Origin of the sequence: Dyadobacter sp. (assembly GCF_051859145.1) — a bacterium.
Taxonomy (GTDB): Bacteria; Bacteroidota; Bacteroidia; order Cytophagales; family Spirosomataceae; genus Dyadobacter.
The window spans coordinates 24,784-35,480 of record NZ_JBHYGF010000057.1; the positions used below are offsets into that span (position 1 = coordinate 24,784).

The window sequence follows — 10,697 nt, forward strand, 5'->3', positions numbered from 1 at the left end:
AAATGAATGCAAAATCAAACCTGGAAGTGTGGCTGCGAGGCCCCCTGCCGGATCTTACGCCCGCGTTGCAGCCCGTAGCACATGCTTTATTGCAGGCTGTTGAAGAATTATCCGCCATTGCACCCCAGTTCCCCGCATTATTACTGTGGGAAAAACCGGCAGGCGTCGCCTCGGTAGGCTTTCACTTGCTACACCTTACCGGCGTACTCGACCGCCTTTTTACTTATGCAAGACAGGAATCTTTAACAGAAAGCCAGATGGAATACCTCAAAAACGAGGGTGTCCCACAGGAAGGCATTTCATTTCACTCCCTTTTGCAGCAATTTAAAAGTCAGGTTGACAAGGCGATTAATCAGCTGAAACAAACAGATGAAACTACCTTATCGGAAATCAGGTATGTGGGCAGGGCGATGATCCCTTCCACTCAGCTTGGACTGTTATTTCATGCAGCAGAACATACGCAGCGGCATTTGGGACAGCTGTTGGTAACTGCCAAAGTGTTGATGGCCGGAGAAAAGAGCTTGTGATAATTTACCTGTCACAGAAGTGTTTGGTTGCATTAATTATCACCTTCCTGCCGCACATTTGGGATCGCTTCGGCTTGCGGCTCTTCCTGTATTGTCTCTGCTGCTGGTACCAGATTTACGAGTGATTGCAGATCCGGCTGACCAGCATTAATCCAGCAGGTGTACCAAAGATCGCCTACCATTTCAATGGAAGCCTTCATCCGCCGCTCCACTTGTCCTTGAAGCATCCGGTGGTATTTTTCAGAAAACTCCCTTGCATAACTTCTGGTAAGTACATTGTTACGAAGTTCATAGCTGTACTTGGCATCTTTTCTAGACTGATCTGTTAATTCTTTTTCAAACAAAAACACAGAATCAACGCACGCATGCGAAGTCGCTACGGTCAACCACGCTTTCTCGGCAATGCGATCTATGTACTTAGCCTGACCGATCCATAAATCGTATTCCTCGGCAAACAGCTCCGGTAGCCTCGATTCCCAAAATCCGTGAATGCCTTCCTGGTTGCTCAGTTGACCATTATAGTTGCGGGTGGTATGCAGGGGCACGTGTGCATCTGCTACGTAGTGACCCAGGTCGGCGGACACACGCAATATCCTCGCTGCATTCTTTTCTTTAAATGCCTCGGTGAGCTGGTAGGCCGATAATTGTATCTGCCAAGGAACAATGCCGTGCCTACGGAGGCTATCCTCGCCAAAACGTACTACCGCAGCCTGCCAGAATTTCGGCAAAATGGTCAAAGCACTGTCGCCGTACATATCCAGGTCTATATAGTGCCGCTCGGCCTCGCCCACTACCGCGTACCTTCTTTTATCCGGATTGGTAGCATTCTCGGTAATGAAATCAATATGTTTTTTGTAAAAAACCTGCATTGCAACCGGCAGTCGGAAAACCGCCAGCCGGTTTATTCTTTTATGCGCCCAAAAGCCCCAATGAGATTTACGCACTTGAACTACTATTGAAAAGGCATTTTGCTGATTGAAAAACAGCATCAAACCCAGTGCAAAGCAGAAAAATGCTGACTTTTTCCTGAAACAGAAAATTAGTACGTCCATACAAAATTTGGATAGCTGTAAAGCAGCTTACAACACTCATTTTGACGCAGTCCGCACTTTTAGGTCACATAGCCCGGGATTTTAGATCTTGATTTGCCTGTTATCAACATTTTAATACCCGAAACTGAGTTGAAACACAGCATTGTAACAGATGAATGTAGACCGTGCTAATAAACTAAGCCACCAAAGATTATTCTGGTAATCAGCCACCAGGTTATTAATCCTTTTTCCGATCATCAAAATTTCAAAATAAGTTATATTTTATATATAAATAATACAATTAGAGATTATTGTTTTACTTTTGTAGCATCAAGATTATCATTGACTTAATTCATTTTGCTATAACATGAAGACAAGAAATAAAACATGGGGTTACCTGGTTCCCGTTTTTGCGCTGTGCGTATTTATGCTGATTATTTACGGAGCTTACGTTCCTCACAGACCAGCGGAAACGCAGAAAGTAGTTTGCATTAAATTCAAAGAAGGAGTTACTTCCGAGGATATTGAAAAGCATTTAAGAGATTTTGCTTCCATGAAGAGCTCAGTGAAAGACCTGGTAGCTTATTCAGCTGGCCGGGTTCAAAAGGCCGAAGGAAGTACAAATGAATTTGACGTGATCCATTATCTGACATTCCGTACAGACGAGAGCGCGCAGCAATATGCGACGAATGCAGACCGGAAAGCATTTATTCAGACCAACCAGTCACATTGGGACAAGGTTCTGGAAATGAATTCAGATATTGTAAAATAATAACAATAGTAATAGGAGTGAAAATTGGAAAAAGAGTCGGGCATCCCGACTCTTTTTTTTTGTCACCATTCAATAGGTTCAAGTCCTTTTGATTCCAGATAGGCATTTGCCTGACTGAAATGATGCGTACCAAACCAGCCACCGCTGTTGGCCGACATTGGTGAGGGATGTTTTGCTTTCAGGATCAAATGCTTGTTTGTATCGATAACTGCCCCTTTATCCTGCGCATACCTTCCCCACAGCATAAAAACTACATTCGTTTTTTCGTCTGAAACACACTTGATCACAGCGTCAGTAAAGCGTTCCCAGCCGCGGTTCTGATGTGAACCTGCCTGGCCGCTTTGAACGGTCAAGGTTGCATTCAAAAGCAGTACTCCCTGCTTAGCCCACCTTTCCAGGTTACCGCTTTTAGGGATCGGCTTACCTAAATCCTCCTGAATTTCTTTGAAGATATTTACAAGAGAAGGCGGTATCCTTACCCCATCGTTCACCGAAAAACAAAGTCCGTGCGCCTGACCGGGACCGTGATAAGGATCCTGTCCGAGGATTACCACCCTGCATGTATCAAACGGGCAAAATTCGAAGGCATTGAATATTTGCTTAGCCGGCGGGAAGATCTGTTTGGTCTTATATTCCTCCTTTACAAATGCGGTCAGCGTTTCAAAATACGGCTTCTCGAACTCTCCCTGAAGTTTCTCTTTCCACGAAGGCTCTATCTTTACATCCATGTTTTTGTCGTTAGTTTCGCCACTCAAATTATATGTTTTTGATTTGGTTTTATCAGTATTTGATTGCTATTTTCGTTTACATGGAAGTACCGCTAATTACCAACACCCTCAATCCATATGGTTTCTAAAGTGACAGATGGTGTGAAAGTCACCGTTTTGACTGAATATCAGCCGGACTACTCCAATCCAGGTCAGGACCACTATGTTTTCACTTACAAAATCCTGATTGAAAACTATAGTGAACACACTGTGAAGCTTTTACGCAGGCACTGGCTGATCCACGATGCAAACGGAACCGTGCGCGAGGTGGAAGGTGCGGGGATTGTAGGCTTGCAGCCCATTCTTGAACCCGGCGATGTACACGATTATGTATCAGGCTGCAACCTCAAAACTGACCTGGGGAAAATGGCAGGAACCTACCTGATGGAACGCGTGCTCGACGGCCGCCAGTTCCGGGTTATCATTCCCGCATTCTCACTGGTAGCTCCGTACCGTCTTAACTAGCGGGTGTATTACTGCTACCCTCTTCATTATTTAAATATCATCCATTGATTGCCGCTTACTTCAAGTACCTCTTCCACTCGGGAAATGCACATGCGATCCATTCGCCATTTGTGTTTGATCTTTACAATCGTGTAATCAATGTCAAAGACCACAACGAGGATTATGCCAGGATCAAGGAACTTCGTAAAAAGCTGCTCTCATCCACAGAAGTGATCGAGATCGTGGACCTGGGTGCGGGTTCCCGGGTTAACAAATCGAACAAACGCAAGATCAAAACGATCACCCGAAATGCAGAAAAGCCTGAGAAATTCGGGCGTTTGTTTTACCGCCTGATCCAAAACTTCCAGCCGCAGAATATAATAGAACTTGGCACTTCACTGGGACTGACCACGCTCTATCTCTCCAAAGCAAACTCAACTGCCCGCATTACCAGCTTTGAAGGCTGCCCGCAAACAGCAGCAAAGGCGCGTGAACATTTTGCAAATATGGGCGCTACGAACATCGAGGTAGTCTTAGGCAACATTGATCAAACCCTGCCGGATAAACTGCGCGATTTGAGTCAAAAAATTGACTTCTTGTACGTTGACGCCAATCATCGATACGAACCAACCGTCCGCTATTTTGAAGACTGCCTGCCTTACGCACACAACAACTCCGTTTTCATCTTTGATGATATTTATTGGTCAAAAGAAATGACTGCCGCCTGGAAATACATCAAAGCACATCCAGGAGTAACTGTCACAATCGACCTTTTTTGGGTGGGAATCGTCTTTTTCAGAGCGGAGCAAGTGAAGGAAGATTTTGTGCTCCGCATTTAGTATATACCATTGAGTAAATGGAAGAAACCGGGAAATAAATAAACCCGACCGATACGGATCTTCGCTCGCGAAACTTACTAATTTGAAGCATACTTCGCCGCCCGACCAAATGACTACAACAGAGGTTTTGAATGCATTAACCAGCAAAGGCATCATCTCCACAAAGCAGGCGGATGCAATTGATTCTTTTGAAGCTGAAAAAACATTTTCCATTCATTGGGAGCTACGTTCGATCCTCTATCTCGGCATTCTGCTGTTCACATCAGGAGTAAGCATTCTGATTTACGAGAACATTGATACAATCGGTCACCAGGCGATTATTGCATTCATTGCGATCCTGATGCTGACCTGCTTCTGGTACACCTGCAAACACCGCGTCCCTTTCAGTTTGGCCGAAGTTCATAATCCCAATAAGTTTGTCAGCTACACACTGCTGATCGGGTGCATGCTTTTTCTTGCATTAGAAGGATATCTACAATTTCAATACACGCTTTTTGGAACAAAATACTGTGTTGCGGTACTGATACCCACCATTTTGTTCTTTGTCACCGCCTATCGTTTCGACCATACCGGCGTACTTTCCATGGCGATAACAGGCCTGGCGTCCTGGCTTGGACTGACCATTGCGCCGCTTTCTGTAATAGCAAAAAACGATTTTACCGATGAATCGCTGGTTTGGTCGGCTACGTTGCTTGGTGTGCTGCTGGTGGCTTTCGCCTGGCTATCCAATCAAAAAGGCTGGAAAGCCCATTTTGCAAATACCTATCTCCTGCTCGGCGGGAACCTTGCATTTATAGCAACGTTAGCAGGTGCGTTTACAATCGAGCCGCGTCTTGTATTCTTCCTTTTGGGTATTACACTGGCAGTGTTCTTTATCTTATCAGCCCGCCGCGTGCATTCGCTCCTTTTCCTGTTAATGGGTGTTGTGTACGGCTATATTCACGTCACTTACCTGCTCGCAAAGCTGGTGGGCAATGAGCTGGTGTTTGGACTGGCAACTGTTTATTTCACGTTTTCCAGCATTGCCGTAATCCTGTTTCTGCTCAATTACAAAAAATTCCTGGGGATTAAACGATGATGAAAGCCTACAACAATCGCTGGGTCCAAAACAAATACATCAGGCAAACCGCACAAGAATGGTTTCGTAAAAACCTCCTGACGGCCAATCAGCTGGAAGCAGTTCACGCGAATTTTAAGAGTGAATTTTACCGACCAGGTATATTCGTGACAATAGGGCTCTTTTGTTTCGGTCTGATCTCCTGCGCGTTCTTTGGCGGCTTCATCTCCATCTTTTTCATCAACGAAGGATCCGATACGACACTTTCTCTCCTGAGCCTGGCTTGCGCGGCCTGCTTTACATTCCTTTTGGAAATGTTGATCAGGGAAAGAAATTTGTTCCATTCGGGTGTAGACAATGCGCTTTTGTATGCTGCATTACTCGCTGCATCAATGCCTGTTTTTCTGCTTTTTGAAGATGCTCCGGTGTCAATTTATTGCTTTGTCATATTGCTGTTCCTTGTCCCTGCCGTTTTCAGATACGCGGACCTCTTGGTTACCACAGCCGCCTTCTTTGTGCTTCTTCTGTTAATTTCCTCCGCATTCACCGGGTTTGCTCTCGGAAAGGCGCTCCTGCCATTTATTTTGATGATCGTTGCGTCGGTCATCTACTATTCGGTCAGGCAGAACAATGATATTTATTACCTCAAATGTCAGCAAATCGTGGAAGTGCTCTCGCTGGCTGTCTTTTATGCGTGTGGAAATTATTACGTTGTCCGCGAAGGCAATGCGATGCTGAATGATTTACCGGCTTCCGCAGAAATTAGTTTTTCTTACTTCTTCTACTTCCTTACAGCAGCAATCCCTGTGGCTTACGTTTACTTTGGCCTGAAAAAACGGGACCGTATATTATTCGTCACCGGCTTACTGGGAATTACCGCCTCCGTTGTTACTTACCGGATGTATTTTTTTGAATTGCCGCTTTCTCAGGAACTTACCATCGCAGGAGCGCTGCTGATCGTGCTGGCAGTCGCATTGATCAGTTACCTGAAAACACCACGCTACGGCATTTCTGATGAGCCGGGTAAACGAAGGAGATTTGCCAATCTGGAAGCTATTCTCGTTGCTGAAAGTATCGGAGATGTGCCGGCAGATCCGGGAGTTCAGTTCGGTGGTGGAAATTTTGGCGGCGGCGGCGCAGGGGAGGCATATTAATTTAGGTAAAAATTATGAACTTTACCCGGATTAAAACTTACGCCTGTAACTCTGATGAAAAACTATCTTTCCTTAATCCTGGTCTGCATTCTAAGTACCTATTCTTTTTCCCAGTCTGCGAAAAAAGCCGCAGGTAACCCTGTTTTTAAAGGCTGGTATGCAGATCCTGAGGGAATTATCTTTGACAAAACCTTCTGGATTTACCCCACATACTCTGCGCCCTACGAAAAGCAGGTGCACTTCGACGCATTTTCGTCCAAAGATCTTGTAAACTGGAAAAAGCACGAGAATATCCTGGATACTTCTGCCATTAAATGGGCCAAGCGCGCTATGTGGGCGCCTTCCATTATCGAGAAGGATAAGAAATATTATTTCTTCTTCGGAGCAAATGACATTCAAAGTGATAATGAGCTGGGCGGGATCGGCGTGGCAGTTGCAGATAAGCCCGAGGGTCCATTCAAAGATTACCTCGGTAAACCACTGATCGATAAATTCCACAACAAAGCACAACCGATCGACCAATTTGTCTTTAAGGACAAAGACGGCCAATACTACCTGTTTTACGGCGGCTGGCGGCATTGCAATGTAGCTAAACTGAAACCCGATTTCACGGGCTTTATTCCATTTGAAGATGGAAGTACATTCCGTGAAGTAACCCCGGAAGGTTACGTGGAAGGTCCGTTTATGTTCATCCGCAATGGAAAATACTACTTCATGTGGTCAGAAGGTGGCTGGACAGGGCCGAATTACTCGGTCGCGTATGCTATTGCAGACTCCCCTTTCGGACCTTTCAAAAGGGTTGACAAGATCTTGCAGCAGGACCCGAAAGTTGCCACCGGCGCAGGCCACCACTCCGTGATACAGGTACCAGGTAAAGACGAATGGTATATCGTGTATCACAGAAGGCCACTGACAGAAACGGATGGAAATCATCGGGAGACCTGCATTGATGCGATGACATTTGACGAGAAGGGATTTATCAATCCGGTTAAAATTACCTTCGAAGGTATTAAGCCAGTTAAAATAAAATAATTCATTCGATGGATTTGCTTCACTGCAACACTGATCCCGGACAAAGGTGGCCCGGAATCCTTCTTGTCATCGTGCTTCTCCTCGGGAGCGCAGGTGCTGGCTATGGCCAAAGGTTTTACTCGGTGGTCTTCGAGAAGCTCCCGCAGGATTATCAGCTGTACCCCCGTGATGAGAATAGTGAAGCAAATATCCCGATTTCCGGAATCGTGGAGGTGGCTGGCTGGGATTATGTTTCGGTGCAGGTTACCAGGAACAATGCCCCATTCAAATACCTGAAAGCCAATCTGCAATATGCAGGAGGTAGCAAAATAGGTAAGTTCTCTACCGAAACGAAGATCAAGGCGGAGCTTGCCGGATATAATTTTGCAGTTTACGTATGCAAGGGAGCGGACTCCGTACTGGTGGTCAACAGAAAAGATGTCGTAAGCGGCGATGTGTATATTGTGTCGGGACAATCCAACTCCACCGGATTCTTCACAGAACCTGATACTACACGCTTCTGCCGCACTTTTGGCAGGATCACCGACAACCTTAACACAGTAGCCTACAATCCCGCCGACACGCTTTGGTCATACTCGAATATGAACCTCTATCAAAATGGTGTGGGTACAATGGGTTTTGAGATCCAGAAGCAGGTCATGCAGAAATCGGGCATTCCGAACTGTCTGATCAATGCGGGATTCCACTGGTCGGCGGTAGGTGATCATGCAAAACGCAATGAGAACAACCCGGCGGACCTGAATACCGGATACGGAAGAATGCTCTACCGGTTGCAAAAAGGCGGACTTATCAATGCAGCCAAATCATACATTTTCCGGCAAGGTGAAACAGAGGCTTATCACGAAGCATTTAACTGGCCCGGCAACTTTGATCACCTTCATAAGAACCTCAAATTCGATCTGCCCAACCTTCAAAAGATTTACATTTATCAGATTGATATCATTTATTTCCCCTCCCCGACCGGCGCCGAAATCCGTGATTACCAGCGCAGGCTTCCTGATATTTATAACGATATTACCACCGTCGCAACAGTAGGAACAGCCGAGTTTGACGGACTGCATTATGGACGGTCCGGTAATCAGCAGAGTGGATTCGAGCTTTCCAGGATTATCCTGAAAGACTTTTACAATTCCACAGACACCTCCAACATACTCTCCCCTTCGCTTAAAAAGGTTTTTTACGCAACACCGGAGAAAAAACAGCTGGTACTGGTATTTGACGAAGGCCAGGAGCTGGTTTACCCGACCACCTACCGTACTGCTTCCGGCGTAAACCTGGAAATGAAAGATTTCTTCTACCTCGACTGGGGATCGGGCATGGTAACGTCAGGAAAAGCCGAAGGCAACAAGATACAGCTTGAACTCAGCGGTCCGCAGGGAGCAAAGAGCATCAACTACCTCCCCATGTACCTTCCCGAGGGCGGCCCCTATTTTCCCTTTACCGGGCCTTATATCAAGAACAGCAAAGGAATGCGGGCACTTACCTTTTATAATGTACCCATCGGAACTGCATTGTCAAAGCCTGTTTTGACCGCTGAAAAGCAGGGTGACACGGATGTGAAGCTCAGCTGGCCGCTTGTAGCAGGAGCTAATAAGTACGTATTGGAGCGGCAGCTGGAAGGTAACTCTGCATTCAGCCGCATTGCGGTACTTGATTCGGTTACAACCCAGTTTGTGGATAAGCCAAACCAGGCTGATAAAATCACATACCGGCTCAAAGCCGAAAACACGCTCGCTGAATCCGACCAGTATGGAATTGCTGAAATCGAAATGCCAGTTGTGCTCGGTGTGGAACAGGATCGCGGCGATCTGTTTTCGGTTTACCCGAACCCGGCACGCAGAAATGATCGTCTCAGCATAAAATTCAATAAATCTGTTACAGGTGAAATCAGCTTTTTAGATATAAATGGACACGCACTATCGCGACACGCTGTCAGGAATGAAACAGAAACGATTATGACAGTTCCTGGCGCTATTCAGGGCATTCATTTGATCCGGCTGAAATCCGGTGAAAAGGAATGGACAAAGAAAGTTTGGGTACAATAGCCCGACATATAGATACCATCGTGAATTAACTCAACATGCATTCTCTTCAAACAGGCCTGGAAGTTGCCGGGGCAATTATTGTACTCTTTTCCCTGATTCCGCTGGTCAGAAATGATTTCTGGGCATTCAGGGTTTTCGAATATCCCAGATTACAAAAGCTTTTTATCAACGTACTGATCCTGATTTTGTACCTGGCGCTGTTCAGGATTTCTACGCCTTTTCAGATCGGCGTCGTGGCAGTATTGCTGCTGAATACAGGTTACCTGATCTATCAGGTTTTTCCATTTACATTCCTGTCGAAACGCACATTGCTGAAAGCAGACAGGAATGATCCCGACAACACGGTGAGCATTATTTCTTCGAATGTGTACCAGCATAACAAGAATGTGGCAGGCTGTCTGAAAGTTTTAAAGAAATACAATCCGGACATTATCCTGCTGCTTGAAACAGACGAATTCTGGCGAAAAGGTACCGAGGAGCTTACCAAAACGTACCCCTACCAGCAGCTCGTTCCACTTGAAAATACGTACGGAATGCTGCTGTATTCCCGATTGAAACTGATGGACACGGAAGTGCGGCACCTGGTGGATGAAGAGATACCTTCCATTAAAACCTGCGTAGAACTGCCCTCAGGCAAGAATTTCCAGCTGCATTGCGTACACCCTACCCCGCCGGTACCGGGTGAAAATGTGTATTCTACGGAGCGTGATAAGGAATTGTTGATAGTAGCCAAAGAAGTAAAAGAATGCCAGATCCCTACCATCGTAGTAGGTGACCTGAATGATGTGGCGTGGTCATACACAACGCAGCTTTTTAAGAAAATCAGCGGAACGCTCGATCCGCGTGAAGGTCGTGGCTTCTTTAATACTTTCCATGCGAAGTACCCTTTTCTACGATTTCCCCTTGACCATGTTTTCTGCACAACACATTTTAAACTGATCCATTTGAAAAGACTTGAAAGCTTTTCATCTGATCACTTCCCTATCCTGATCTCACTCCAGTACGAAGCTGCCGCAGAAATGCAGCAGG

11 protein-coding genes are annotated in these 10,697 nt (G+C 45.9%); 9 read left to right on the forward strand and 2 right to left on the reverse strand.

What is annotated here, in order from left to right:
• Nucleotides 1-2: 2 nt before the first annotated feature.
• Entirely contained in the window at nucleotides 3-527 is a 525-nt protein-coding gene (locus tag ACTIE6_RS04725) for a DinB family protein (protein ID WP_439555530.1), read from the forward strand.
• 32 nt (nucleotides 528-559) lie between these two features.
• Here ACTIE6_RS04725 and ACTIE6_RS04730 read toward each other — a convergent pair whose 3' ends face one another.
• A complete protein-coding gene (locus ACTIE6_RS04730) occupies nucleotides 560-1,471 on the reverse strand; it encodes a zinc dependent phospholipase C family protein (protein ID WP_439555531.1) in 912 nt (303 codons plus the stop codon).
• A 454-nt stretch (nucleotides 1,472-1,925) separates the two neighbouring features.
• Between ACTIE6_RS04730 and ACTIE6_RS04735 the strand changes: the two genes are divergently transcribed.
• The gene (locus ACTIE6_RS04735) at nucleotides 1,926-2,330 is read left to right on the forward strand and encodes a Dabb family protein (protein WP_439555532.1); all 405 of its coding nucleotides are present in this window, start codon (nucleotides 1,926-1,928) and stop codon (nucleotides 2,328-2,330) included.
• 62 nt (nucleotides 2,331-2,392) lie between these two features.
• On the opposite strand, the gene ung is transcribed toward ACTIE6_RS04735, so the two are convergent.
• Nucleotides 2,393-3,058 carry a uracil-DNA glycosylase gene (gene ung, locus ACTIE6_RS04740; RefSeq protein WP_439555540.1) on the reverse strand — a complete coding sequence of 222 codons (666 nt, stop codon included), beginning with the start codon at nucleotides 3,056-3,058 and terminating at the stop codon, nucleotides 2,393-2,395.
• 117 nt (nucleotides 3,059-3,175) lie between these two features.
• Here ung and apaG point away from each other — a divergent pair, with 117 nt between their 5' ends.
• The 7 genes from apaG to ACTIE6_RS04775 all read left to right on the forward strand — a co-directional run.
• Nucleotides 3,176-3,562, forward strand: a complete 387-nt coding sequence (apaG, locus tag ACTIE6_RS04745; RefSeq protein WP_439555533.1) for a Co2+/Mg2+ efflux protein ApaG — start codon at nucleotides 3,176-3,178, stop codon at nucleotides 3,560-3,562.
• Nucleotides 3,563-3,606: 44 nt separating this feature from the next.
• Nucleotides 3,607-4,380: an O-methyltransferase gene (locus ACTIE6_RS04750; RefSeq protein ID WP_439555534.1), complete on the forward strand. Its 774-nt coding sequence runs from the start codon at nucleotides 3,607-3,609 to the stop codon at nucleotides 4,378-4,380.
• A 109-nt stretch (nucleotides 4,381-4,489) separates the two neighbouring features.
• Nucleotides 4,490-5,458, forward strand: coding sequence for a DUF2157 domain-containing protein (locus tag ACTIE6_RS04755; protein ID WP_439555535.1), 969 nt, complete (start codon nucleotides 4,490-4,492; stop codon nucleotides 5,456-5,458).
• Nucleotides 5,455-6,591 (forward strand): hypothetical protein, encoded by a 1,137-nt coding sequence (locus tag ACTIE6_RS04760; RefSeq protein WP_439555536.1) that lies wholly within the window; start codon nucleotides 5,455-5,457, stop codon nucleotides 6,589-6,591. Before ACTIE6_RS04755 ends, ACTIE6_RS04760 begins: the two co-directional genes overlap by 4 nt.
• A 54-nt stretch (nucleotides 6,592-6,645) precedes the next feature.
• Nucleotides 6,646-7,623: a glycoside hydrolase family 43 protein gene (locus ACTIE6_RS04765; RefSeq protein ID WP_439555537.1), complete on the forward strand. Its 978-nt coding sequence runs from the start codon at nucleotides 6,646-6,648 to the stop codon at nucleotides 7,621-7,623.
• An 8-nt stretch (nucleotides 7,624-7,631) separates the two neighbouring features.
• The gene (locus ACTIE6_RS04770; RefSeq protein ID WP_439555538.1) at nucleotides 7,632-9,668 is read left to right on the forward strand and encodes a sialate O-acetylesterase; all 2,037 of its coding nucleotides are present in this window, start codon (nucleotides 7,632-7,634) and stop codon (nucleotides 9,666-9,668) included.
• A gap of 35 nt (nucleotides 9,669-9,703) precedes the next feature.
• The coding region (locus tag ACTIE6_RS04775; RefSeq protein ID WP_439555539.1) for an endonuclease/exonuclease/phosphatase family protein at nucleotides 9,704-10,697 on the forward strand (994 nt) is incomplete at its 3' end.

What these genes read in the sequence shown, in the direction of transcription:
- ACTIE6_RS04725 (WP_439555530.1), top strand. Translation starts at nt 3, where the DNA reads ATGAATGCAAAATCAAACCTGGAAGTGTGGCTGCGAGGCCCCCTGCCG.
- ACTIE6_RS04735 (WP_439555532.1), top strand. Translation starts at nt 1,926, where the DNA reads ATGAAGACAAGAAATAAAACATGGGGTTACCTGGTTCCCGTTTTTGCG.
- ung (WP_439555540.1), bottom strand. Translation starts at nt 3,058, where the DNA reads ATGGATGTAAAGATAGAGCCTTCGTGGAAAGAGAAACTTCAGGGAGAG.
- apaG (WP_439555533.1), top strand. Translation starts at nt 3,176, where the DNA reads ATGGTTTCTAAAGTGACAGATGGTGTGAAAGTCACCGTTTTGACTGAA.
- ACTIE6_RS04755 (WP_439555535.1), top strand. Translation starts at nt 4,490, where the DNA reads ATGACTACAACAGAGGTTTTGAATGCATTAACCAGCAAAGGCATCATC.
- ACTIE6_RS04760 (WP_439555536.1), top strand. Translation starts at nt 5,455, where the DNA reads ATGATGAAAGCCTACAACAATCGCTGGGTCCAAAACAAATACATCAGG.
- ACTIE6_RS04765 (WP_439555537.1), top strand. Translation starts at nt 6,646, where the DNA reads ATGAAAAACTATCTTTCCTTAATCCTGGTCTGCATTCTAAGTACCTAT.
- ACTIE6_RS04770 (WP_439555538.1), top strand. Translation starts at nt 7,632, where the DNA reads ATGGATTTGCTTCACTGCAACACTGATCCCGGACAAAGGTGGCCCGGA.